Origin of the sequence: Caballeronia ptereochthonis (assembly GCF_001545075.1) — a bacterium.
GTDB lineage: Bacteria > Pseudomonadota > Gammaproteobacteria > Burkholderiales > Burkholderiaceae > Caballeronia > Caballeronia ptereochthonis.
The window spans coordinates 22705-48214 of sequence record NZ_FCOB02000040.1 but is presented as its reverse complement, the minus strand read 5'-3'; the positions used below and the strand labels follow the sequence as shown (position 1 = coordinate 48214).

At 67.3% G+C, this 25510-nt stretch carries 20 protein-coding genes; 9 read left to right on the top strand and 11 right to left on the bottom strand.

Annotated features, from left to right (window positions below):
* Positions 1-118 precede the first annotated feature (118 nt).
* Both AWB83_RS30715 and AWB83_RS30710 read left to right on the top strand, forming a co-directional pair.
* Entirely contained in the window at positions 119-1111 is a 993-nt protein-coding gene (locus AWB83_RS30715; protein WP_087049395.1) for a diacylglycerol/lipid kinase family protein, read from the top strand.
* Complete coding sequence (locus AWB83_RS30710; protein WP_087049394.1) at positions 1108-1953, top strand: metallophosphoesterase family protein; 846 nt, start codon at positions 1108-1110, stop codon at positions 1951-1953. The genes AWB83_RS30715 and AWB83_RS30710 overlap by 4 nt, the downstream gene beginning before the upstream one ends.
* Here AWB83_RS30710 and AWB83_RS30705 read toward each other — a convergent pair.
* Positions 1937-2332: a PPC domain-containing DNA-binding protein gene (locus tag AWB83_RS30705; RefSeq protein WP_087049393.1), complete on the bottom strand. Its 396-nt coding sequence runs from the start codon at positions 2330-2332 to the stop codon at positions 1937-1939. The genes AWB83_RS30710 and AWB83_RS30705 overlap by 17 nt on opposite strands.
* A gap of 104 nt (positions 2333-2436) precedes the next feature.
* On the opposite strand from AWB83_RS30705, the gene AWB83_RS30700 reads away from it, so the two are divergent.
* Positions 2437-2826 carry an MAPEG family protein gene (locus AWB83_RS30700; protein WP_087049392.1) on the top strand — a complete coding sequence of 130 codons (390 nt, stop codon included), beginning with the start codon at positions 2437-2439 and terminating at the stop codon, positions 2824-2826.
* 32 nt (positions 2827-2858) lie between these two features.
* Positions 2859-3533 (top strand): alpha/beta hydrolase, encoded by a 675-nt coding sequence (locus AWB83_RS30695; protein ID WP_087049391.1) that lies wholly within the window; start codon positions 2859-2861, stop codon positions 3531-3533.
* Here AWB83_RS30695 and AWB83_RS30690 read toward each other — a convergent pair.
* The 10 genes from AWB83_RS30690 to cobA form a co-directional block, all read right to left on the bottom strand.
* Positions 3522-4481 (bottom strand): nucleoside hydrolase, encoded by a 960-nt coding sequence (locus tag AWB83_RS30690; protein WP_087049410.1) that lies wholly within the window; start codon positions 4479-4481, stop codon positions 3522-3524. The genes AWB83_RS30695 and AWB83_RS30690 overlap by 12 nt on opposite strands.
* The gene (locus AWB83_RS30685; RefSeq protein ID WP_244197933.1) at positions 4478-6493 is read right to left on the bottom strand and encodes a hybrid sensor histidine kinase/response regulator; all 2016 of its coding nucleotides are present in this window, start codon (positions 6491-6493) and stop codon (positions 4478-4480) included. Before AWB83_RS30685 ends, AWB83_RS30690 begins: the two co-directional genes overlap by 4 nt.
* Positions 6494-7347: 854 nt before the next feature.
* A complete protein-coding gene (locus AWB83_RS36585) occupies positions 7348-7506 on the bottom strand; it encodes a hypothetical protein (protein WP_159463090.1) in 159 nt (52 codons plus the stop codon).
* A 158-nt stretch (positions 7507-7664) separates the two neighbouring features.
* The gene (locus AWB83_RS30675) at positions 7665-10466 is read right to left on the bottom strand and encodes an Hsp70 family protein (protein WP_087049389.1); all 2802 of its coding nucleotides are present in this window, start codon (positions 10464-10466) and stop codon (positions 7665-7667) included.
* Positions 10467-12347, bottom strand: a complete 1881-nt coding sequence (locus AWB83_RS30670; RefSeq protein ID WP_208636824.1) for an Hsp70 family protein — start codon at positions 12345-12347, stop codon at positions 10467-10469.
* Positions 12344-12934 (bottom strand): DUF2760 domain-containing protein, encoded by a 591-nt coding sequence (locus AWB83_RS30665; protein ID WP_087049388.1) that lies wholly within the window; start codon positions 12932-12934, stop codon positions 12344-12346. Before AWB83_RS30665 ends, AWB83_RS30670 begins: the two co-directional genes overlap by 4 nt.
* A 350-nt stretch (positions 12935-13284) precedes the next feature.
* On the bottom strand, positions 13285-13770 hold the full coding sequence (locus AWB83_RS30660; protein ID WP_087049387.1) for an adenosine-specific kinase: 486 nt from the start codon (positions 13768-13770) through the stop codon (positions 13285-13287).
* 54 nt (positions 13771-13824) lie between these two features.
* The gene (locus AWB83_RS30655; RefSeq protein WP_087049386.1) at positions 13825-14955 is read right to left on the bottom strand and encodes a CmpA/NrtA family ABC transporter substrate-binding protein; all 1131 of its coding nucleotides are present in this window, start codon (positions 14953-14955) and stop codon (positions 13825-13827) included.
* Between the two features lie 22 nt (positions 14956-14977).
* A complete protein-coding gene (locus AWB83_RS30650) occupies positions 14978-15553 on the bottom strand; it encodes an ANTAR domain-containing response regulator (RefSeq protein ID WP_087049385.1) in 576 nt (191 codons plus the stop codon).
* Between the two features lie 87 nt (positions 15554-15640).
* Entirely contained in the window at positions 15641-16408 is a 768-nt protein-coding gene (gene cobA / locus AWB83_RS30645; RefSeq protein WP_087049384.1) for a uroporphyrinogen-III C-methyltransferase, read from the bottom strand.
* A gap of 717 nt (positions 16409-17125) precedes the next feature.
* Between cobA and AWB83_RS30640 the strand changes: the two genes are divergently transcribed.
* Genes AWB83_RS30640 through AWB83_RS30620 form a run of 5 tightly spaced genes read left to right on the top strand, consistent with a single transcriptional unit; the run spans position 17126 to position 25401 of the window.
* A complete protein-coding gene (locus AWB83_RS30640; RefSeq protein ID WP_087049383.1) occupies positions 17126-18451 on the top strand; it encodes an MFS transporter in 1326 nt (441 codons plus the stop codon).
* A 14-nt stretch (positions 18452-18465) separates the two neighbouring features.
* Positions 18466-21006 carry a nitrite reductase large subunit NirB gene (nirB, locus tag AWB83_RS30635; RefSeq protein WP_087049382.1) on the top strand — a complete coding sequence of 847 codons (2541 nt, stop codon included), beginning with the start codon at positions 18466-18468 and terminating at the stop codon, positions 21004-21006.
* Positions 21007-21031: 25 nt separating this feature from the next.
* Positions 21032-21379, top strand: coding sequence for a nitrite reductase small subunit NirD (nirD, locus tag AWB83_RS30630; protein WP_087049381.1), 348 nt, complete (start codon positions 21032-21034; stop codon positions 21377-21379).
* Positions 21376-22641: an NAD(P)/FAD-dependent oxidoreductase gene (locus AWB83_RS30625; RefSeq protein WP_087049380.1), complete on the top strand. Its 1266-nt coding sequence runs from the start codon at positions 21376-21378 to the stop codon at positions 22639-22641. Before nirD ends, AWB83_RS30625 begins: the two co-directional genes overlap by 4 nt.
* 24 nt (positions 22642-22665) lie before the next feature.
* On the top strand, positions 22666-25401 hold the full coding sequence (locus tag AWB83_RS30620; RefSeq protein ID WP_087049408.1) for a nitrate reductase: 2736 nt from the start codon (positions 22666-22668) through the stop codon (positions 25399-25401).
* Positions 25402-25510: the final 109 nt, after the last annotated feature.

The window sequence follows — 25510 nt, the reverse complement described above, 5'->3', positions numbered from 1 at the left end:
GCGATCCACCTGTAAGCCTTTCGTTATAATCGGCAAGCCTCGTGCGGGAAGCGCGAGGCAGGATCGCCGTGTCCTTCGTGCACGGGAGTCGCAACGAAACCGCGAAGGATCGCTGCCGATGACCCCAACCGCCCCATCCTCCGCCCCCGAAGCCGGCCACGCGCTCGCCGCCGACGCGCCGTTTTTCATCGTGATGAACGCAGGCTCGGGCCGCCATCAAGCCGACGCGACGCGCGCCGTGCTCGAGCGCGAACTCGGCGCGGCCGGACGCCGCTTCGAAATGCGCGTCGTCGACGATCCGCGCCGCCTCGAAAGCGTCGCGCGCGAAGCCGCGGCGGCGGCCCGCGCGCAAGATGGCGTGCTCGTCGGCGCGGGCGGCGACGGCACGCTTTGCACCGTCGCCCACGCCGCGCTCGATGCGGGCTGCCCGTTCGCGGTGCTTCCTCGCGGCACGTTCAACTACTTCAGCCGCGATCACGGCATTCCCGCCGATCTCGAGCAATCGACCAGACTGCTGCTCGATGCGCGCGCTTATCCCGCGCAAGTGGGCTTCGTGAACAGGCGGATGTTTCTCGTCAACGCCAGTCTCGGACTGTATCCCCGGCTGCTCGAAGACCGCGAGACGTACAAGCGGCAGTTCGGCCGCAGCCGGCTCGTCGCGCTGTGGTCGGCGCTCTTCACGATGCTGAGGCCGCACCGCCACCTGCGCCTGCATCTCGAACACGAAGGCGGCACGACCGAGATCCGCTCGTCGACGCTCTTCGTCGGCAACAACCGGCTGCAGATGGAGCAGATCGGCATGCCCGAGGAAGCGCGCGCGCTGGAACATGGCTTGCTCGCCGCGATTGCGCCGCGGCCGGTGGGGCGGCTCATGCATCTGTGGCTGTCGCTGCACGGCGCGGCGGGGCGGCTTTCCGATTCGGATCACGTCATGAGCTTCACATTCGAGCGAATTGTCGTGACGCATCCGTCGAAGAAGCGCCGGCTCGTGAAGATCGCCACCGACGGCGAAATCACGCGGCTGCGGATGCCGCTGGAATTCCGCGTGTCCGACAGACCGTTGCTCCTGCTCAAGCCCGAACCGGCGGTGGCGCAGGCGAATCGCTCATGACCTTGCTGCTGCAGATTTCCGATACGCATTTCGGCACCGAACGGCCGCGGGTCGTCGCGGCCTTGCTGCGCCTCATCGATGCGCTCGCGCCCGATCTCGTCGTCCTGTCGGGCGACATCACGCAGCGCGCCCGCAAGCGCCAGTTCGCCGCCGCGCGCGCATTCCTCGATGCGCTCGGCGCGACGCCCACGCTCGTCGTGCCCGGCAATCACGACATTCCGCTCTTCGATCCGCTCGCGCGGCTCTTCTATCCGTACGCGAACCATCAGCGCGCGTTCGGCGCCGATCTGGAGCCTTCGTTCGAGTCGCCGGAGCTGCTCGTGCTCGGTGTCAACACGACGCGACCGTACCGCCACACGGACGGCGAGGTGTCGATGCGTCAGATCAGGCGCGTCGCCTCGCGCCTGGAGGCGGCGAGCGCGGCGCAACTGCGCGTCGTGGTCACGCATCAGCCGGTGGCCGTCACGCGCGCGCAGGACGAAAAGAATCTCCTGCGCGGACGCGAGCGCGCGGTGCAGCGCTGGGCGCGCGCGGGCGCGGATCTGATTCTCGGCGGACACATTCATCTGCCGTACGTGCTGCCGCTGCACGATACCTTCGCCGGCCTGCCGCGCCGCATGTGGGCCGTGCAGGCGGGCACAGCGCTGTCGCGGCGCACGCGCGGGAGCATCGACAATTCGGTGAATTTGATCCGCCATGATGCGGGCGCAGGCGGTGCGCGGCAGGCGAGCGTCGAACGCTGGGATTATTCGGAGATCGAGGAGGCGTTCGAGATGATCGCGCGTCACGATCTGTCGCTCGACGGCGCGACGCCTCCGGTCGCCGTCACGCTGGCCGGATGACGAGTTCCGCGAAGCCCGTCGCGGCATCGTGCTCGCGCGTGTAACGAACGTCCGGCAGACTCGCGACGACGAGCTCCGCCGTCGTGCGCACGATGCAGCCCGGCGTGACATGGCCGCCGTGGACGCGGCCCCCGGCGTCGGACACGCTCATGTGCAGGTGCGGGCCCTGCGCGGACAGCGTGCCGGCGAGCGTGAGGATTTCGAGGTCGCCGCGCAGTTCGGCCGCTTCGTCGCGGCCCGCGTAGCGAATCCGCGCGACGCTCAGGCTGCCGATTCCCTGAAGCACGAACGCGGCCGAAAGGCCGCGCGCATGGAAGGCATGATCGAGCGCGGCGCGCAGGTCGTCGCCGGGCGACAGGCGGAAAGTCAGCGCGTGCATGAATGTGAGGGACGGAGCCGGGTCGCACTCAAGATTACACGCTCGCAGGCCATGATGGCATGATGGCTGCGATCCATCCTGGCCATTTCTTTTCTGGAGACGCCGTGAGTTTCGAACTGACGATGCTGGCGTGGACGCTCGTGCTCGCGCTGGTGCAGGTCTTGCTGCCCGCCGTAGTACGCAACCGCGAAGTCGGCCTCAAGTACAACGCCGGTCCGCGCGACGGCCCCGTACCGCCGCCCGGCAGGCTTTCCGGCCGGCTGATGCGGGCGCAGGCGAATTTGTTCGAGACGCTGCCGGTCTTTGCCGCCGCCGTGCTGATCGTGCACGTGACGGGGCGCGAAAACGTGCTCACGCACTACGGCGCGCTCGCATATTTCGTCGCGCGCGTGGTCTATGTGCCGCTGTACGCGGCGGGCGTGCCGTTCGTACGCTCGCTGGTATGGCTGGTGTCTATCGTGGGCATCGTCCAGGTGCTCGTGCCTATCATCTGAAGCATCGTGCGAATTGAATGGAGTGCCGAGCAATGACCGACCAACCCTCGACCATCGAGATCGAAACCGCGCCGAATCCCGAGTATGCCGTGATCCTCATGCACGGCCTCGGCGCAGATGCCAACGACTTCGTGCCGCTCGTGCCCGAGCTGCGCCTCGCCGACGCGCCCGCCATGCGCTTCGTGTTTCCGAACGCGCCGGAGATTCCCGTGACCGCGAACAACGGCTATGTGATGCGCGCGTGGTACGACATCCTGTCGTTCGAAGGCATCAACCGGCGCGTGGACGAGGCGGGCATCGAGCAGTCGGTCGAACGCGTGCGCGCGCTCATCGCGGAACAGAACGGGCGCGGCATTCCGACCTCGCGCATTTTTCTCGCGGGCTTTTCGCAGGGCGGCGCGATGACGTATCAAGCGGGCCTCACGCATCCCGACAGGCTCGCGGGGCTCATCGTGCTGTCAGGCTACATTCCTTCCGAAGGCCTGATCGTGGAATCGCTGAGCGAAGCCAATCGCTCGATCGCCATCTTCGCCGCGCATGGCACTTTCGACGACGTCCTGAACGTGAGCCTCGGCGAGCAGGCCTGCGAGTTCGCGCGCGAGCAGGGCTGCAACGTCGAATGGCATACCTATCCGATGCCGCACTCGGTCTGCATGGAGGAAGTCGAGGCCTTGCGCGAGTGGCTCGGCGCGCGGCTAGTTCCTTAAGGTCCTGGCGAACAGGTCGAGCACCGCGTCGGAATCGACGCCGATGCAGGCTGCGCAACTCGGCCGCGCGTCCCAGTCCGGTGCGCTCGCGCGCACCGAATCGGGCTTTTGTATCGTGAGCCCGGCCGCGATGCCCTCGGTCAGGACGCGCACCGGGCCGCTGCGCGTCGTGTAGAGTTCGCGCGCGACGACGAATGCCGCCGCCGAATAGTCGTGCGCGTAGATGCCTTTCGACATGCCGTCGCCCGCATGGAAGCGCTCGTAGAAGCGCGACACGTCCCACACGAAGCGGCCCGCGTCGCCGGCGCTGTCGCGCAGCGACGCGAGAAAGGCGGTCGTCATCACGGTCTGGTGAGTGACGTCGAGCCCGACGATCGACACTTTCCACGGCGCGCCCAGGACGATATCGGCCGCATCCGGGTCGCCGTGCATGTTGGCTTCGGCGGCGGGCGTCGCGTTGCCGAGCACGCCGTTGATGCCGAACGCGCCGCCCATCACGACGACTTCGCGCACGAGCGCCGCAATCGCCGGATCTTCCTTCAGCGCGAGCGCGAGATTGGTGAGCGGCCCGACCGCGAGCAGCGTGATCTCGCCGGGATGCGCCCGCACCGTCTCGACGATGAAGCGATGCGCGTCACGGCCGTCCTCGTGCTTGTCCACGCGCCCGATCCGCTCGATGTCGCCGAGCGCGTCCTTGCCATGAACATGCGGGATCGGTCCGGGCGGCGGGCGTCGCAACGGCGCGGCCGCGCCGCGCACGACCGGCACGCCCGGCGCGAACCGCGACGCGAGATAGAGCGCATTGGTGGTCGTCGTGTCGATGTCCGCGTTGCCGAACACGCTCGTGATGCCGACGAGCTCTATCTGCGGATGGCGCGCCTGAAACACGAGCGCAATGGCGTCGTCGATGCCGGGATCGGTGTCGTAGATGATCCTGTGCTTCGTCATGCCGTTGCCGTGCATTCGTGCGCGAGCAGGCCGAGTATCCCGCGCCGCAGGTCGGCTGGGCTGACGGGCTTGGAAAGCACGTCCTGCTCGCACGCGAGCGGCACGATGCTCGCGGCGGGCTCGCCCGTCACGACGAGGCAGGGGCAGGGCCGGCCGAGCTTCGCCGCGCCGAGCATCGCCACTTCGCGCGCGGTCTTGGCGTCGCGCAGGCGGAAGTCGGTGATGATGAGATCGGGGAAGCGCTCGATGTCGCCGAGAATCGCCTCGTATTCCTCGAAGCTCGCGGCGGAGTCGAAGAGCACGCCCCATTGCGACAGCAGCGCTTCGGTGGAGGCGCGCACGAGGCCGTCGTCCTCCACGAGCAGGACATAGCGCCCCTTGAGCTGCGCCGCTTCGGCCGCTTCCGAGCGCGCCGGGGCGCGCGCCGAAGGCTTGTCGGGCGACGGCCCGCACAGCGGCATTTCGAGCGAGAAGCGCGAGCCGCGCCCTTCGGTGGACTTGAGCTCGATGCGATGCTGATCGAGCATCGAGATCACCGCGTTGACGATCGACAGCCCGAGGCCGAGCCCCTTGTCGCGATCCTGCTCGGGGTTGTCGACCTGGAAGAACGGCTGGAAGATCGCGTCGAAATAATCGCCCGGAATGCCGATGCCGTTGTCGAGCACGTCGATGCGCGCGCGCGTGGCCGAGCGCACCACGCCGACGATCACCGTCGGCTTCGACGACTTGCTCTGATCCGCGTACTTGATGCCGTTCGAGACCAGATTCGCGACCGCGCGCCCGAGCCAGTGCGCGTCGCTTCGTATGCAGACCACGTCTTCCCTGGGCAGCCGCAGCCGCAACTCGACCCCGCGGCTCATCGCGAACGGACGCAACTGCTCGGCGGCCTCCTCGACGATCTGCCGCACGTCGAAGACGTGATAGCGCGGCACGACGCGCCCCGATTCCAGCCGCGACAGATCGAGCACCGCGTTCAGGAGCCGCGCCAGGATCACGGACGAGCGCCCGCATTCGTTGATGAGCCGCTCCGCCTGATCGAATTCGCCGTTGTGGATCGCCTCGGCCGCCGCCTGCAGGAACAGGTTGAGCGCGTGCATCGGCTGACGCAGGTCGTGCGTCGCGGCGGCGAGGAAGTTGGACTTCTCGCGGCTCGCGGTCTGCGCGGCGATCATCTGCTGCTCGCGCAGCGCGAGCAGCGCGTTGGTCTTGTTCTCCTGATCCTTCTTCGAGATTTCGAGCTCACGGTTCTTGCGGCCGAGCGAGACATTGGCGGTGCGCAGTTCGTCGTTGAGCGAGGCGAGGGCGCGCTCCGAGCTGTAACGTTCGCGCGACACGCGTTCGGCGTGCGTGCAGACGCCGTGGCCCACGATCACCACGTTGAACATATAGAAGAGCCCGGCGAAGAAGTCCTCGGTGTTGAGCAGGTGAATCGTGATCTGCAGGAAGATGACCGACGCCATCGTGATGACGCCGACGGTCAGCGCGACGCGCGAGCGCAGATAGAAGAAGCTGAACTGGAAGAACAGCGCCAGATAGAGGCCGATGAAATACTGCGTGTAGTTGTAGGGCGCGGGCGTGATCGCGACCATCGTGAGGATCAGGCACAGGAGCCCGTAGATGCCCGTGAGAATGACGCGGTGCGCCGTCGCGTGCGAACGGAACGACGGCCTCAGCACCAGCGCGCCGACGAAGATCAGCAGCGCGACGCCCGCGAAGCGCAGCGCGAGAATGTCGGCCAGGCGCACGTTGAGCGCCTTGTTGCCGCGCACGAAACTGAAATCCCACCAGAGAAAGCACGTCCAGATGACGAGCGCGAGCAGCGCCGATGCGCGCCGGAACGCGCAGAAGCGCTGGCTGTGGTCTTCGAGGAACTGCGCCTCGACGGCGGGGTCGGAGAACGGCGCCGGAATCGAGAGATTGCGCACCAGGCTCGCGCCGGCCTCACGGGCGGCGGCGGAGAGAATGCCTGGGGTGCGCACGCCGGCGGCGCGTTGCGGTACGGCCATCTTCATGCTCACTCACGGAGTCGGGATATCTACTCTAGGCTAATTCGGTCATACCAATACGCCGAGATCTAGCAGCGAACGGAACACTCGATCCCGTTCGGCGGCTCATAAAGGAAAGCCCGCATTCTCGAATTTTCTGTGCTTCGCGAACTTGTGCATCAGACGGAGGCGGCCCGGGCCCACGCGAGGCGTTTAATCGGATATTAAAGGAGAAGCGGCGAATCTGTCATATTTCTGCGCAAATCCAGGCGGCGAATGAATCGCATGCGTTATTGCATTGCTGCAAGTAACCGGATCGATTGCACGAGTATTAAATATCAGGACATGCATGCACGTCCGACGGCGTCTTTTCATATGGACGCCAACTCAAAACTCGATTTGCGCAATGTGACGATCTGCGCGGCGGATTCGGCCAATCCGTTTCTCGCTTCTCGCTTCTCGTTTCTCATGCGCTCGCTCTGTCCGCCGTGCATTGCGAATTCCGCGACCAGAATCCTTTTTCACGGATAAAACCGTCGACAGTCATGCTCGGATCGTGCGCATACCCATCCTCGAATCACACGAGGAGTATGGCGATTTCCTGCCGAAGGAAGCGATCAATATATCCCTACGCCGTCGATTCTCGTGATCCGGTGGGACGGATATGTCGTGAAAGGCGGCATGAATCCCGGGCAGGCGGCCGAATGTCTTGCCCTGTGCAGGAAACCGGCGGCGGCGAAGGACCCGGATCGAGTGGCGGCGCGCCGCGGGCGGGTCGCCGAATGTCGAACGGCGAGCGTCTGAATCTCGCTCGCCGTTTCGAAGGACAGCCACAACGAATGCCCCCCGCACGACGTCGAGGGCGGTCTTTCGATCGATGCTCAGGTTTTCGGCTTGGCCTTGGTGCTGCGCTTCGTCACCTGCATTTCCTTCGCGCTTGCGGCCTTCGAGGGCGACGCCTTGCTGCCGGCGGTCTTCTTGCGGCTCGACATTTCCGTTTCAGCGGGTTGGCTCGCTTGAGCCTTGCGTGGGGATGGCATGCTGACCTCCTTCAGTGTGTGTCCATATCGACACATTGATAACCATAGGATGGAGCCAGCCGGTATTCAAGACTGGGCGCGGCTTGCGCGCAACGCCCGGCCATGAAAGCTTCTGACGACGAAGCATTTCCATCGATGCGTGGCGCGCCGTGAAGCGATCAGCGGATGAGCTTCAACCCCGCCGGCAGCGTTTCGCCGAACACGCGGCCTTCGTCGGCGCGATCGAGCTCGACGGTCTCGCGGACCATGGCGATCCACGCCTGCGCCGCGCCCATCGCTTCGAGGCGTTGCACGACGGCCGCGCGGGCCTCGTCGGGAAGGTCGCGCGAGCGGTCGCCGGTCATGCGGGCGATCTGAACCGCGGCAAACGCGGCGGGGTCGACCTTCTTCCAGTCGAGAGCGAGGATCGCATCGAGCCAGGTCACGGCGACCTCGGGCGGCACGACGCCGTGCGCGCTGCCATAGAAAGGCTGACGCGCGCCGATGCGTCCCACGGCCCACCAGCTCTGCACGTTCTCCGAAGGCTTCCTGAGACGCGTGAGCAGCCACTCGCCGACCTCGATCTTGCGTTCGACCGGCACGCGTTCGAGCGATGCCGCGAGCCGCACCATGTCCTCGTAGCCCGCGCGCGCCGCGCCCGCCGCCTTGCGATAGCGGCTCGTGCCCGGCGGCTGGAGCACGAAGGCCATGTCGTCCAGCAGCCGCAACTGGGCCGCTTCGGAAAGGCCACCCGCCGCGCGGCGCCAGAGCGTCCACCATTCGGACCAGATCTGGCTTTCGTTGACGTACTGGATGCCCTGATCGAAAAGCGTCCACAACTGCTCGACGCGCCATTCGTCGAGCGGATGGCCGAAGCCCGGCCGCATGCAGAAGCCCGCGAGATTGAGCCACAGGCGCTCGTGATCGGCGGAGCGCCGGCGCTTCTTCGCGCGCTCCCACAGCGCGCCGAAGAGCTCGCGCAGCAGCGCGATGTCCCAGGTATCGCGCGTGCCGAGCGTCTGTTCGAGCTGCGCGCGCAGGCGCTTGACTTCCTTCGGCCCGACGTCCTGCGAGCGCGTGCCGAACGTGCGGTCGATCAGCTCGATCGCCCTGGGCAGCGCCGGATGCGTTTCGGCCGCGGCTTCGCCGCTGCCGGGCGCTTCCCGGCGCAGCTGGAATTCCAGCAGCCAGCGCTGCGCGGGAGCTTCGACGGCGATGCAGTGCATCTCCAGCGTGCCGACCTCGGTGAGCGAGCTCGTCAACTGAACCGGCGTTTCGCGCGGCTTGCCCTTGTCCTCGGCACGTGGATCGACGACGGTCGCGATCGGCGGCAGACGCACGAAATCGCCCGACGCGGCGCTCAGGTCGGCAAGCTCGCCCGCCTCGTACGCCGTCTCCGCAACCGACGATGCAAGGTGAAAACGCACTGGCGCGCCGAGCGTGAGTGCGAAGGTGCGGTCGGCGAGATGGATCGCCTGGCCTTCCTCCGTGCCGCGCGGCAGCACGCACACGCCGCGCGTGGCGTCGGCATCGTCTTCGAGCAGAAGGAAGAAGCTGCGCGCCGAGCCGCCGCCGATCCTCGGTGCATGCCCCGCGCGCGCGAGCGCGTAGGCGACCGCGCCGCGCGCGACCGCCACGTCGGGGTCGCCGTTCTCGAGCACGTTGACGGCGCCGCCGCGCCAGCCGGAAAGCGTGTCGGCGATGCGCCGCGCGAGCGGGCCGGCGCGAAACACGCCGCCATTCAGCAGCAGGGTGTCCGGAATCGCGACGGTTTCCGCGGCAACGTCGAGCGCCTTGCGCGCCTCGCCCGCGTGCTGGCTGAGAAAGGCCGCGATGTGCCGCGTGATGGCCGGATCGCTCGCATAAGGCAGTCCGAACTCGACGATGCCCCCGCGCGCGCGGCTCGGCCGGTCGCTTGCGGACACCATCGGGAAGAAGCCCTCGACGATGATCCGCTCGATCTCCTCGCGCGTGACGTCGGTCGAGCGCGCGCCGCCGATGAGCTTCGCTCCCGCGCCGAGCAGGGTGATCGAGGTGGAGTCGGGCGCATGCTCGCCGAGCAGTTGCTCCTTGGCGGCCCGGCAACGCTCGACCAGTTGCGACAGGCGCGCGGCGGAGAGCCGCGCGTCGCTGCCCGCGAGACGCTTCTCGACCAGATGCGCGAGCGCGAGGTCCATGTTGTCGCCGCCGAGCATCAGATGGTTGCCCACGCCGATGCGCGTGAGCACCGGCTCGCCGTTCTCCATCGCCACCTGGATGAGCGTGAGGTCGGTCGTGCCGCCGCCGACGTCGACGATCAGCACGAGCCGCGTGGCCGCGAGCGCGTCGGCGAGCGTCGCGCGATGATGGAAAAGCCAGTCGTAGAACGCGGCCTGCGGCTCCTCCAGCAGCCGCAGCGCGCCCAGTCCCGCCATGCGCGCCGCTTCGAGCGTGAGGGCGCGGGCGCCTTCGTCGAAGGAGGCGGGCACGGTCAGCACGAGATCCTGCGTTTCGAGCGGCGCATCGGGGAAGCGCTGATTCCACGCCGCGCGCACGTGCGCGAGATAGCTCGCGCTCGCGGCGACAGGCGAGATTTTCCAGACGTCGTCGCCCGCGCCCCACGGCAGAATCGGCGCGACCCGATCCACCGATGCATGCGAGAGCCAGCTCTTCGCACTCGACACGAGCCGCCCCGGCACCTGCGCGCCGAGCGTGCGCGCGAGCCGGCCGATCACGGCGGGCGGCGCGTCGTCATCGGCCGAAGCGGGCGGCCACGGCAGTTGCAGATCGCCCGCCTCGAGCTCCCCGGGCGCCGGGTGATAGCGCAGCGACGGCAGGAGCGGCCGCGCGGTCACTTCGCCGGGACCGACGAGCTGCTCGATCTCGAACACGCGGATATCGTTCGAGCCGGCTTCCGCGTAGGCGACGACCGTGTTGCTCGTCCCCAGGTCGATGCCGACGCTGTAGCGCGCGCCCGTCGCCTTTTTCTTGCGTGCGGACACTTACAGGCCCATGCCCTGATCGGCGCTCACGCCGCCGCGCACGTCGAACTCCACCTTCCAGCGTTCGGACGAGCCGCGCGGAATCGCTTCGAGTTCGAGCGTGCCTGCTTCCGTCACGCGCGCGTGCAGCTTGACGGGCACGACTTCGCCGGGCGTGCGGCCTTCGGGCGGCAGCGACGCTTCGATCTCTTCGAGCTCCTGCAATTCGTCCGGCTGCCAGTATTCGAGCAGCGTGCCGACCTGATCCTGCCGCCGCACCGACGAGCCGAAGAAGCGGAAATGCACCGGCTCGCCGACGACCAGCCCGAACTCCTGCGCGGGCAGCTCGGCCTCGGTGCCTTCCTCCATGCCGAACGGCGCGACGCACAGCGCCTGCACGGGCGGCTCCAGCCCCGGCACGGCGGGCATCGCCGATTCGACCGCGACGTAGTACGCGCGCGCCGTGCCGCCGCGGATGCGCACGCCCTTGCCGCGCCGCACGTAGCCGTAGTAGGCCGCGCCGCGCGCGACCGCGAGATCGAGGTCCGCGCCTTCGAGCAGACGCGCGGCGGGCGCGTTCTCGGCGGCGAGCCACGCGTTCAGGGTCGTCATCACGCGCTCGACCAGCAGCGGCGACTTGAACACGCCGCCGTTGAAGAGCACGGCGGTCGGGTGCAGGAGCGTCGCGCCTTGCGGGGTTTCGTGCCGCAGGCCTTCGACTTCGGCGAGCGCGTTGACCTGACGGCCGAGGAACGCGGCGAGATGGCGAGTGACGGCGGCGTCCTGCGCGTAGGGGAGGCCCAACTGCGTCAGGCCGACGCGCGCGCGGGAAACGGGCCGCGCGGAGCCGTCGACCTGCGGGAAGAAGCCTTCGAGCAGGATCTGCGTGAGTTCGGCGCGCGTGAGCTCGGTGCGGAGCGTCCCGCCGATCAGCTTCGAGCCGCGGCTCGGCACGACGAGCGGCACGGCGTCGGTGGCGGGATCGGAGAGCAGCGTTTCCTTGGCCGCGCGGCATGCGTAGGTGAGGGCGCGCAACTGCCACGGATCGGGCTGCGTGCCTTGCGCCGCGAGCTTGCGCGCGACCGTGTGCGCAAGCGCCAGGTCCATGTTGTCGCCGCCGAGCAGGATGTGCTCGCCGACCGCGACGCGATGCAGCTCAAGATTCCCGTCGCGCTCGACGACGGCGATCAGCGACAGGTCGGTCGTGCCGCCGCCGACATCGACGACGAGAATCACGTCGCCCACGCTCACCTGCTTGCGCCAGCCGCCGCTCGACTTCTGGATCCAGCTATAGAGCGCGGCTTGCGGCTCCTCGAGCAGCGTCATGCGCGTATAGCCCGCGGCGGCGGCCGCTTCGGCGGTGAGCTCGCGCGCGGCGGGATCGAACGAGGCGGGGATCGTCACCGTGACGTCCTGCTGATCGAACGGTGCATCGGGATGCGCGTGGTTCCACGCCTCGCGCAGGTGCGTCAGATAGCGCACCGAGCTTTCCAGCGGCGAGACGCGCTCGACTTCCTCGGGCGCATCGGAGGGAAGAATGGCCGCGCGCCGGTCGACGCCCGGATGGCACAGCCAGCTCTTCGCGCTGGAGACGAGGCGGATCGGCGTGCCCGCGCCGCGGCTGCGCGCCAGCTCGCCGACGATGAACTTGCGCTCCTGCGTCCACGGCAGCGTGAGATCGCCGGGCGCGAGCTCGTTCTCGTGCGGCAGATAGAGGAAAGACGGCAGCAGATCGCGCTCTTCGGCCGCGCCGGGCGCGGTCAGCTGCGCGACCGGCAGGACGCCTTGCGCGGTCTTTTCGCCGTCGCTCGCGCTCATGTCGACGTAGGAGAGCGCGCAATGCGTCGTGCCCAGGTCGACGCCGATGGCGTAACGCGGCTGGTTCTGGTCGATGTCGCTCACAGTTCCACCTCCGCCGGCGCGACGATGCTCGCATCATGGGACGGCGCGAGCTTCGGCAGGCGCGTGTCCTCGACCTTCCAGCCGCGATGGCTGATGCTGCCGTTGAACGGCGGCTTGCCGACGACATTGCCCGTCAGGCGCACCGCCGCCGCGTCGAAGCCTTCCTGCAGCGTGATGCGGCTGCCTTCGGCTTCGCCGCGCACGGGCTTGATCGTGAAATGCTCGCGCAGCACCGCGCGGCAGCCGTCGTGCACGAGACGGGCGGCCGCGCCGATATCGGCGTCGCTGTAATTGGCGATGTCCTCTTCGACGAAATCGATGAAACGCGCGTCGCGCTGCAGAAGGCCGAGCAGTTGCAGCGCCGCGACCGGGCTCGCTTCCTTCAGCGGAGACGGCGCGGGCTGAACCGGCGCTGCGGCGGGCTTGGGCGCTTCCGGTGCAGCGGGCGCCGGCGCGGCTTCGGGCGCATGCGGCGCTTCACGCAGGCGCTGCACGCGGCCCGCGAACGCAGCGTTGCCCAGAATGCCGAAGAAGGCGCCGAAGGCAATGGATATCCTGCCGAAGAAGGACGGATTCATGTCGGTCATGTGATGCTCCTGTAGGCCGCGCGAGGACGACCCTATCCTCGGGCGGCGCGGGTGGCCGGTGTTCGATGCCGTGTCGGCGGGTGTGATGCCGGGATGCTTGCCGGTTCGTGCCCGGTCCGGCGCGGCCAGCTGGACGCGTGCCGCTGGCGCGGCGGCGTCCGGGCGGTCTGCGGGACACGAAAAAGCACGAAAACGCACGAAAAACGCTAACGGCGTTTATACCGTATCCCGATATTTTCCATGATGTCGCCGTCCGGCCGGAAAAACCCGCCCGCCGGGCGGCGCGGCGGCGGGCCCCATTCTCGCGAATTGCGCCGCCAAGTCAAGGCGTGGCGCGGGTTTCGGGGCATTCAGGCCTTGTAGCCGATCTTGCGCAGGAGGTCCTTGCGCCACTGTACGTCCTCAGGCGTCTCGACGCCGAGCGGCGGCATCCCGTCCACTACGCCGACGATCCCGCGTCCCTGATCCGTCTGCGCGACGAGCACCTGCGTCGGATTGGCGGTCGCGCAGAAGATGCGGCAGACCTCCGGCACGGCCTTGACGGTATTGAGCACGTTCACGGGAAAGAAGCCGTCGCCGAGCACGATGATGAAGCAGTGCCCCGCGCCGATGTTCTGCGCATTGCGCGCGGCCAGCTCGACGAGACCGTCGTCCGTGCCCGAGGTGCGCACGAGCCGCTTGCCCGACGCTTCGCAGAACGCGAGCCCGAAACGAATGCCGGGCACCGCGCCGACGAGTGCCTCGTGCAGATCCTCGACCGTCTTGATGAAATGCGACTGGCCAAGGATGAAGTTGGTGTCCTCGGGCTTGTCGATGGCGATGGCGAGCAGTTCCATGGCGAAATCTCCGGTGCGCGCTGGAGATTCCATGGTAGGCGCTTCTGGTCGGCCCTACGCGCGCATTTCGAAGCCGGCGAGATAGGCCGCCGCGTCGCCGCCGTCCCAGACGCGGTCGTCGCAGAAGGTGGCCGCGCGGCGCTCGCCGGGCACGGCGATGCCCGCCGCCTGCGCCGCTTCGCGGTAAAGCGCGGTCTGGTTGACGGCCGCCGCGATGCCGGCATCGTCGATGTCGGCATCGAGCATGCCCCAGCGCCGGTACTGCGTGATGAACCACAGCCCGTCCGACACGCGCGGATAGTTGACCGCGCCGCCATCGAAGAAGCGCACCGGCAACGCGCGCGCATCGCCGCCGTCCGTCGTCGCGAGCCGCGCTTCGATCAATCCGCGCGGCACGCCGAGCAGCTCCGCCGACGCCAGCGCCCCGGCGATCTCAGCGCGATGCGCGGGCGCATCGAGCCAGGCGCATGCGTCGAGCATCGTGCGCACGAGCGCGCGCGCCGTGTTCGGATAAAGCGCCGCGAAATCGCGCCGGCATGCGAGCACCTTCTCCGGATGATCCGGCCAGATCTCGCTCGTGTACGCGACCGTCCTGCCCGCGCCGCGCGCCTCGGCCACGGCATGCCACGGCTCGCCGGCGCAGAAGCCGTCGAGCGCGCCTTCGACGAGCGCATCGGCCATGCGCGGCGGCGGAATCACGACGCTTTGGACATCGCGCAGCGGATGCACGCCGTGCGCCGCGAGCCAGTAGTACAGCCACATCGCATGCGTGCCGGTCGGGAAGGTCTGCGCGAGGACGGGCGGCCGTCCGAGCGCGAGCAGCGCGTCCCTGACGCTCGCGCCTTCGTCGATCGCATCGGCGAGCGGGCGCGACAGCGTGATCGCCTGCCCGTTGCGGTTGAGCACCATCAGCACGGCCATGTCCGCCTGCGGCCCGCCGATGCCCAGTTGCACGCCATACACGAGGCCGTAGAGCGCGTGCGCGGCGTCGATCTCGCCGGAGAGCAGCTTGTCGCGCACGGCGGCCCACGACGGCTGGCGGCACAGCTCGATCGTGAGGCCGTGCCGTGCGCCGAGTTCGCGCAGCGCGGCGACGGCGAGCGGCGCGGCATCGGAGAGGGCGACGAAGCCGAGCCGCAGATGCGTGCGTTCGGGCGCGGAGGAATTCGTGTCGGGCGGGTTCATATCGGGTTCTTGAATGCGTCGGCTAGCGCAGCAGATCGGCCATCGCGAGAAGCTGGCGCGCGATCTCCGCGACCTTCACGCCCTGATCCATCGCGCGCTTGCGCAGCGCGGCGTAGGCGTCGTGCTCGGACATGCCGCGCTTGTCCATCAGGAGGCGCTTGGCGCGGTCGATGACCTTGCGCTGCTCCAGTTCGTTCTCCACTTGCGCGAGACGCTGGCGCAGCTGTTCCTCGTGTGCGAAGCGCGCCAGCGCGACTTCGATGATCGGCGCGAGGCGCTCGGGCGCGAGCCCTTCGACGGAATACGCGGTCACGCCCGCGCCGACCGCCGCGCGGATGAACTGCTGGTCGGCGTCGTTGCTGAACATCAGCACGGGACGCGGCGCAGCCTTGTTCATCACGGCGAGCTGCTCGAGCGTATCGCGCGAGGGCGATTCGGTATCGATGATGACGACGTCGGGCTTCTGGCTCTCGACGGCCGCGTGCAGCGCCGAGGGCGCGGCGACTTCGGCGAGCATGTCATAGCCCATGCGCGCGAGTTGCTCGCGCAAGTCGCCGATCGGCTTGTCGGTGTCGGTGACGAGAAGAACGCGAAGCATGCGGGAAGCGGGGGAGTGCGTCATGCGAAGGACGGCAAAAGCGGCTGATACGACTTTAACGCGCCGCATGCCGTTTGAGAACCTGCCTCATGCGGCATGCGCGAATCCCTCGACGGTTTCCGCATGCGCTGCAAAGCCGGCCGCTTCGCCGATCGCGCCGCCGATCAGAATCACGGCGGGGCTGCCGAGACCGGCGGCGGTGGCTTCTTCCGCCAGACGATCGAGCGTCGTGACGAGACGTCGTTCCTGTTGCGATCCCGCGTGCTGCACGACGGCGGCGGGCGTGCTCGCCGGTAGCGTCTCGAGCAGGGACGCGGTGAGGCTCGCGATGCGACTCATGCCCATGTAGATGGCGAGCGTGGTGCCGGTGGCGGCGAGCGCGGCCCAGTCCGGCTGGCTGTGATCCTGCATGTGCGCGGTGACGAAGGTCACGCCCTGGCAATGATCGCGATGCGTGAGCGAGATGCCGAGTCCGGCCGCCGCCGCGAATCCCGACGACACGCCGTTGATGATGTCGACGGCAATTGCCGCCTCACGCAAGGCGGCGATCTCCTCGCCGGCGCGGCCGAAGAGCAGCGCGTCGCCGCCCTTGACGCGCACGACGTGCAGGCCCTTCTTCGCATGGCGTTGCATCAGGCGCTGAATGAACGCCTGCGGCGTGGACTTGCAGCCGCCGCGCTTGCCGACGCGAATCACGCGCGCATTCGGCGCGAGCGTGGCGATGTCGGCATTGGCGAGATCGTCGAGTAGCAGGATGTCGGCGGCGGCGAGCGCCTTCGCGGCGCGCAAGGTGAGCAAGTCCAGATCGCCGGGGCCTGCGCTCAACAGAGTGACCTTGCCTTGTACGGTGCTCATCGTTGCTTCCTGATTCGGCTTCGCGAGTGTCGATCTCACGTGTATATGGGGCGCATCGGCGCGGCAAACGCAAATGGCGTCCGCTCGTGTCGCTGCACGAAGGGGACGCCATTGTCCTTGCCTCAGTTGTTGGTGATGCCGCGAACGCCGTTGCCCGCAGCGCCTGGATCGATGCAATAAGCGGGCCATTCGCGGGCGCGTGCCGGCAAGTCCTGATGCAACAAGCCATTCGCGGGTTCGAACGACGTCCTTCACGGCACTGCCTTTGTGCGCGCCCGGCTCGCACGGCACCGCTTCGGCGCGAACGTGCTTCGTTCGAGTGAACCCGTTGCCGTCGCGAAGGGCTCGAACGGGCTAACCGGATCGTACAAAAGAGCCCGGTGAAGGATCTTCTTTCCGCATCGCCCGATGCGCGCGTTCGCACGCCATCAGTGCTGCGTCGCACCATCGCTGTGCCCGCCTGCATCGAAACGCGACGTGAACCGTGTGCGCAGAAGCGGTGCACGCTTCCCGCGGAGTCTTGCCCAGCAAGCGTTTCACGCCGCTGCCCCGCGCATGGCATAGCCCTTGCCTTATGACTCGCCATCGGATCAACGGCGATCCGTCCTGAATACAGCGCCCGGCAGGTTTCAGACATGCGGGCATCGGACAACGGCGTCCCCCGCATCGGCTAACCGGCCGCATGCGCGGGACGCCTTTCTTTTTGGCGGTTAGACGATGGACAAAGCCACCCGGATCGATCTCTTCAGCATGCGCAGCGCGCCGATGCGCGCGTTCCATCTCACGTGGATGGCGTTCTTCGTATGTTTCTTCGCGTGGTTCGCCTGCGCGCCGCTGATGCCGCTCATCAAGCGCGAGTACGGTCTCACGGCGGATCAGGTCGCCAACATCAACATCGCGGCCGTGGCCGTGACGATTCTCGTGCGCCTCGTCGTCGGTCCGATGTGCGACCGCTTCGGCCCGCGCAAGGTCTATAGCGCGCTGCTGCTCGCGGGAGCCGTGCCGGTGATCGGCGCGGCGCTCTCCACGGGCTACGACAGCTTCCTGTGGTGCCGCCTCGCGATCGGCGCGATCGGCGCGAGCTTCGTCATCACGCAGTACCACACGTCGGTGATGTTCGCGCCGAACGTCGTCGGCACCGCGAACGCGACGACCGCCGGCTGGGGCAACGCGGGCGCGGGCGCGGCGCAGGCGATCGTGCCGCTGCTCGTCGCGGCGGCGATCGCACTCGGCGCGGGCGATGCATCGGCATGGCGCATCGCGCTGATCGTGCCGGGCATCGCAATGCCGGTGATGGCCTACTTCTACTGGCGCTATACGCAGGACTGCCCGCAAGGCGATTTCGCGACGCTGCGCCGCGCTGGCATCGCCATCGACGGCGGCAAGAAGGGCGGCTGGCAGAGCTTCCTGGCGGCGTGCTCGAACTATCGCGTATGGATGCTGTTCGTGACCTATGGCGCGTGCTTTGGCGTCGAGGTGTTCATCCACAACATGGCGGCGGTGTACTACGTCGATCATTTTCATCTCACGCTCGGCCAGGCGGGCATGGCGGCGGGCAGCTTCGGCCTGCTCGCGCTATTCGCCCGAGCGCTCGGCGGCTGGCTCTCCGACAAGGCCGCTGCCAAGAAAGGCCTCGACATCCGCTCGACGCTCCTCTTCGCGCTGATCGCCGGCGAGGGCATCGGTCTCTATGCGTTCGCTCATGCGCCTGGCGTCGTGCTCGCCGTGACCGCGATGCTCGCGTTCGGCCTCTTCACGCACATGGCGTGCGGCGCGACCTACGCGCTGGTTCCCTTCATCGACCGCAAGGCGCTCGGCGGTGTGGCCGGCGTGATCGGCGCGGGCGGGAATGTCGGCGCGGTCGCGGCGGGCTTCCTGATGAAAGGGCTCGGCAACGCGCAGGCGACGCTCTCGATGCTCGGCGTGATCGTCGCGGGCACGGCGCTGTGCGCGCTCGCGGTGCGCTTCTCCCCCGAACACAAGGCGCGCGAAGCCGCCCTGCGCGAAAGCGCGCTCGCAGCCAACAACGCGATTGCAAACTGAGGAAGGTGCCCGTCATGAAAATCGTCGTCATCGGCCACGGCATGGTCGGCCACAAGTTCCTCGAATGTCTCGCCGAGAGCGGCAACGATGCGCTGCAGGTGACGGTGCTGTGCGAAGAGCCGCGCGCCGCGTATGACCGCGTGCATCTCACGGAATTCTTCACGGGCAAGAGCGCGGACGATCTCTCGCTCGTCGAGGAAGGCTTCTTCGAGCGCTCGGGTTATGCGTTGAAGCTCAACGCGCGCGCCGTCGCCATCGATCGCGCAGCGCGCACCGTCACGGCATCGAATGGCGACGTGCTTGCGTACGACAAGCTCGTGCTCGCAACCGGTTCGTATCCTTTCGTGCCGCCGGTCGAGGGCAAGGACCGCGAAGGCTGCTTCGTGTATCGCACGATCGAAGATCTCGAGGCGATGCAGGCGTTCGGCGCGCGTTCGAAGACGGGCACGGTGGTCGGCGGCGGCCTGCTCGGCCTCGAAGCGGCGAAGGCGCTGCGTGACCTGGGCCTGGAGACGCACGTCGTCGAATTCGCGCCGCGTCTGATGGCCGTGCAAGTCGATGAAGGCGGCGGCCGCATGCTGCGCGGCAAGATCGAGGAACTGGGCGTCACGGTGCATACGGGCAAGAACACCCTCGCGATCGTCGAGGGCGAAGGCGCCGTGAACCGCATGAACTTTGCCGATGACACGCATCTCGACACCGACATGATCGTGTTCTCGGCGGGCATTCGTCCGCGCGACGATATCGCGCGTGCCGCGGGCCTCGAGATCGGCGCGCGCGGGGGCATCGTGATCGACGACGCCTGCCGCACGAGCGACGCCGACATCTACGCGATCGGCGAATGCGCGCTGTGGAAGGGACAATTGTTCGGCCTGGTGGCGCCGGGCTACGACATGGCGCGCATCGTCGCGAAGCAGATTCTCGGCGAGGAAGCCGCGTTCGCGGGCGCCGACATGAGCACCAAGCTCAAGCTGATGGGCGTGGACGTGGCGAGCATCGGCGATGCGCACGGCAAGACGCCCGGCAGCCGTACGTACCAGTACAGCGACGAGCGCAAGCAGATCTACAAGAAGCTCGTCGTGTCCGATTGCGGCAAGTTCCTGCACGGCGCCGTGATGGTCGGCGATGCGGCCGAATACGGCACGCTCCTGCAGATGATGCTGAACAGGATCGAGCTGCCCGAGGCGCCCGAATTCCTCATCCTGCCGTCGAGCGACGGCAAGGCGAAGCCCGCGCTCGGCGTCGAGGCGTTGCCCGACGGCGCGCAGATCTGCTCGTGCAACAACGTGAGCAAGGCCGAAATCTGCGCGGCGGTATGCGCGGGCGCGACGAGCATCGGCGCGATCAAGTCGTCGTGCAAGGCGGGTGCGTCGTGCGGCGGCTGCGTGCCGCTCGTCACGCAGGTGGTGAAGTCCGAGATGAAGCGGCAAGGTCTCGCGGTCAACAATCACATCTGCGAGCACTTCCCGTATTCGCGCCAGGAGCTGTATCACATCGCGCGCGTGGAAGGGCATCGCACGTTCGGCTCGCTGCTCGCCAGGCACGGCAAGGGACGCGGCTGCGACATCTGCAAGCCCGCCGTCGCGAGCATTCTCGCGTCGTGCTGGAACGAGTTCGTGCTGAAGAAGGAGCACGCGAGCCTGCAGGATTCGAACGACTACTACCTCGCGAACATTCAACGCGACGGCACGTACTCCGTCGTGCCGCGCATGCCGGGCGGCGAAGTGACGCCGGACGGCTTGATCGTCGTCGGCCAGGTCGCGAAGAAATACGGTCTCTACACGAAGATCACCGGCGGCCAGCGCGTCGACATGTTCGGGGCGCGCGTCGAGCAGTTGCCGTTCATCTGGGAAGAGCTGATCGCGGCGGGCTTCGAGTCGGGCCATGCCTACGGCAAGGCGCTGCGCACCGTGAAGTCGTGCGTCGGCTCGACATGGTGCCGCTATGGCGTCGGCGACTCGGTGGGCCTCGCGATCGAACTCGAAAACCGCTACAAGGGCCTGCGCGCGCCGCACAAGATCAAGTTCGGCGTCTCGGGCTGCACGCGCGAATGCGCCGAAGCGCAAGGCAAGGACGTCGGCGTGATCGCGACGGAAAAGGGCTGGAACCTCTATGTCTGCGGCAACGGCGGCATGAAGCCGCGCCATGCCGAGCTGCTTGCATCGGATCTCGATCACGCGACGCTCGTGCGCTACATCGACCGCTTCCTGATGTTCTACGTGCGCACGGCGGACCGCCTGCAACGCACGAGCGTCTGGCGCGACAACCTCGAAGGCGGTCTCGACTATCTGATCGACGTGATCGTCAACGACAAGCTCGAGATTGCCGCGGAGCTCGAAGCGGAGATGCAGCTCGTCGTCGATACGTATGAAGACGAGTGGAAGAAAGCCGTTACCGATCAGGAGACGCGCAAGCGCTTCCGTCACTTCGTGAACAGCGACGCAGGCGATGCGAACGTGGCCTTCGTCGAGGAGCGCGGCCAGATTCGCCCCGCGACGCCGGACGAACGCAAGTCGAAGCTCGCCGGGATTCCCGTCACAGTCGAAACCGTCTGATCCATCGCAACGCAAGGAGATCATCATGAACGACCGCATAGAACAGGACTGGACCGCCGTTTGTGAACTCGACGACATCGTGCCGGACACGGGCGTGTGCGCGCTCGTGAAGGGCACGCAGGTCGCCGTGTTTCATCTCGCCGGCGAGGAAGAGGGCACCGTGTACGCGATCGACAACTACGATCCGCATTCGCAGGCCGCGGTGTTGTCGCGCGGCATCGTCGGCAGTCTCGGCGAACGTATCGTCGTTGCGTCGCCGATCTACAAGCAGCACTTCGACCTGCGCACCGGAGAATGCCTCGAAACGCCGGAGCTCTCGGTGAGCGCATATCGCGTGAAGGTCGCGGGCGGCAAGGTGTGGGTCGCGGCATGAAAACCGAATATGCGGTTGCAGGCATTGCGGCGCTCAAGGAGGCCAGGCCGCGCCAGCGCCTCGTGGTCATCGGCAACGGCATGGCGGGGATGCGCACGGTCGAGGAGTTGCTGAAGATCGCGCCTGAACTGTACGACATCACCGTGTTCGGCGCCGAGCCGTACGGCAACTACAACCGCATTCTGTTGTCGCCCGTGCTCGCGGGAGAAAAGAGCGTCGACGACATCATTCTCAACACGCGCGACTGGTACGACGCGAACGGCATCACGCTGCACGCGGGCGATTCCGTGGTGGGCATCGATCGCGCGAAGCGCATCGTGCGCTCGGAGAAGGGCGTCGAGGCGCGCTATGACCGCCTGCTGATCGCGACGGGCTCGAAGCCTTTCATCATTCCGGTGCCGGGCTGCGATCTGCCCGGCGTGATCGCGTTCCGCGACATCCAGGACGTCGAGACGATGCTCGAGGCGGCGCGCGATCATCGTCATGCGGTGATCGTCGGCGGCGGCCTGCTCGGGCTCGAAGCGGCCAACGGCTTGCTGCGGCAAGGCATGTCGGTGACGGTCGTGCATGCGAGCGATAGCCTGATGGACCGTCAGCTCGATGCGAGCGCGTCCGCATTGCTCAAGCGTTCGCTCGAAGCAAAGGGCTTGCGCTTCGCGATGGCCGCGCAGACCACGGAAATCATCGGCGGCGGCCGCGTGCAAGCCGTGCGCTTCGCGGACGGCACGCAGATCGACGCGGACCTCGTCGTGATGACGGCGGGCGTGCGGCCCAACATCGCGCTGGCGCAAGCGTCGGGCTTGCATTGCGAGCGCGCGATCGTCGTCGACGACACGCTGCAGACCTACGATCCGCGCGTCTATGCGGTGGGCGAATGCGTGCAGCATCGCTCGGCGACATTCGGCCTCGTCGCCCCGATCTGGGATCAGGCGCGCGTGGCGGGCGCGCATCTCGCGGGCGCGGGGCATCGCCGCTACGTGCAGCGCGCGACCGCGACCAAGCTGAAGGTGACGGGCGTGGACCTGTATTCCGCGGGCGATTTCATCGGCGGCGGCGACAGCGAGGATCTCGTACTGCGCGATCCGCGCCGTGGCGTCTACAAGCGTCTCGTGCTGCAGGCGGGACGTGTGATCGGCGCGGTGCTGTACGGCGACGTGAAGGACGGCGGCTGGTATTTCGACCTGATCCAGAACCGTACCGACGTTTCGCATCTGCGCAACAAGCTTCTCTTCGGCAAGACCCTTTGCGAAGCGAGCAACTGAGCATCAGCAAGAGAGACCTTGAACGTGAGCCTGCCCATCATCCCGCTTCAACCCGCTTCCATCAAGACCACGTGCCCGTATTGCGGCGTCGGCTGCGGTGTCGAGGCGACGCCGAAGAGCGCCATCGAAGTGACGATCGCGGGCGACGAAGCGCATCCGTCGAACTTCGGGCGCCTCTGCGTGAAGGGCGCGGCGCTCGGCGAAACGGTGGGACTCGAAGGGCGCCTGCTCGATCCGAAACTGCGCGACAGGCATACGGGAGCGCTCGCCGATGTTTCGTGGGACGACGCGCTCGGCACGGTCGCGAGCGGCTTCGGGCGCATCATCGCGGAACATGGTCCGGATGCGGTCGCGTTCTACGTGTCGGGGCAACTGCTCACGGAGGACTATTACGTCGCCAACAAGCTGATGAAGGGCTACATCGGCAGCGCGAACATCGACACGAACTCGCGGCTGTGCATGTCGTCGTCGGTGGCGGGGCACAAGCGCGCGTTCGGCGAAGACCTCGTGCCGATGAGCTACGAAGACCTCGAGCTCGCGGACATGATCGTGCTCGTCGGCTCGAACACGGCGTGGTGCCATCCGATCCTCTTTCAGCGCATCGTGAAGATGAAGGAGACGCGGCCGGAGATGAAGATCGTGGTGATCGATCCGCGCCATACCGCGACCTGCGAAATGGCCGATCTGCATCTTCCGCTCAGGCCGGGCAGCGACGTGCGCCTCTTCAACGGCCTGCTTGCCTTCCTCGCCGAACACGGCGCGACCGATGCCGCGTTCGTCGACGCGCACACCAGCGGCTTCGATGCGGCGCTCGCCGCAGCCGGGCCTTCGGACCTCGCGCAAACCGCGAAGGACTGCAAGCTCGATCAGCACGACCTCATGGCGTTCTATCGCCTCTTCGCGCGCACCGAACGTGTGGTGACGGTGTACTCGCAAGGCGTGAATCAGTCGAGCGCGGGGACGGACAAGGTGAACAGCATCATCAACTGTCATCTGCTGACGGGGCGCATCGGCAAGCCGGGCATGGGGCCGTTCTCCTTCACCGGACAGCCCAACGCGATGGGCGGCCGTGAAGTGGGCGGCCTCGCGAATACGCTTGCGGCGCATCTGGAGCTGGGTGATCCGCTGCAGGGCGAGATCGTGCAAACGTTCTGGAACTCGCCCGCGCTTGCCGAGCGCGCCGGACTGAAGGCCGTCGAGCTGTTCGATGCGATCGACGCGGGCCGCGTCAGGGCCGTGTGGATCATGGGCACCAATCCGGTCGTGAGCCTGCCCGATGGCGACCGCGTGAAGCGCGCGCTCGCGAAGTGCGAGCTCGTCGTGACCTCGGACATCATCGAGAAAACCGATACGAACGCGTTCGCGGACGTGCTGCTGCCCGCGCTCGGCTGGGGCGAGAAGGACGGCACGGTGACGAACTCGGAGCGGCGCATCTCGCGTCAGCGCGCCTTCATTCCGGCGCCGGGCAACGCGCGCGCGGACTGGCGCATCATCTGCGACGTCGCGCGGCGCATGGGCTTCGACGGCTTCGACTTTGCCGGGCCGCACGAGATTTTCGACGAGCATGCGCGCCTGAGCGCGTATCGCAACGACGCCGATGCAGGCGTGCGCCGCGCGTTCGACATCGGTGGCCTGAGCGGCATGAGCCGCGCGCAATACGATGCGCTGAAGCCCGTGCAGTGGCCGTTGCCTGCGTCAACGGAGAAGGGCGTCGCACGGCTCTTCGAAGACGGCCGCTTCACTCATGCGGACGGCCGCGCGCGCTTCGTCGCGACCGCGCCGCGCGCGCCGGTGAACGCGCCCGACGAAGACTATCCGCTCGTGCTCAACACCGGACGCGTGCGCGACCAATGGCACACGATGACGCGCACGGGCCGCTCCGCCAGGCTCGCGGGGCACATCAGCGAATCGTTCATCGACATGCATCCGCAGGATGCGCTCGCTTGCGGCGTGCGCGAGGGCGAGCTCGCGCGCGTGACGAGCCGCTGGGGCTCGATGATCGCGCGCGTGCAGCACGGCGGCGGCATGCCGCGCGGCAGCGTGTTCGTGCCGATTCACTGGAACGATCAGGTCGCATCCGATGCGCGTGTCGGCGCGGTGGTGAATCCCGTCGTCGACCCGGTTTCGGGGGAGCCGGAATTCAAGCACACGCCTGTTTCGATCGAGAAATTCCACGTCGCGTGGCACGGCTTCTCGCTCTCGCGGGCCACGCCCGATCTCGACATGGTCACCCACTGGACGCGCGTGCATGGCGCGCGCTTCGTGCGCTACGAGATGGCGGGCCGCAATCGCTTCGATGCGGCGCATGACGATCATCACGACTGGGCGCGCGCGCTCTTTCGCATCGACGATCATCACGCGGACTGGATCGAGTACGAGGACAAGAGCGCGGGCGTATATCGCGCGGCGCATGTGGTGGAGGATCGCATCGAGAGTTGCGTGTTCATCTCCGAACGTCCCGATCTGCCCGCGCGCGCGTGGCTCGCGAGCCTCTTCGAAAAGGACCGGCTCGACGGCGAGGACCGCGCGAGCCTGCTGCTCGGCCAGCCGATCGGCAAGGGCGAGGACACGGGACCGACCGTATGCTCGTGCTTCGGCGTCGGGCGCAACACGATCTGCAACACGATCCGCGACAAGGGCCTGAAGACGGCGGCGGAGATCACGTCGTGCCTGAAGGCGGGCGGCAATTGCGGATCGTGCGTGCCGGAGCTCAGGAAGCTCATCGTCGAGACGGAGATGGCGCGCCTGAGCACGGTGTGAAGCTGCGTGGTCTGCCGCACGAACGCGGGTGCGCACCGCCCGCGAGATTGCTTCACGACGCGCCGCACCGTGCGCGTGCATCCGTGAAACCCGCAAAAACAGGGTGTTT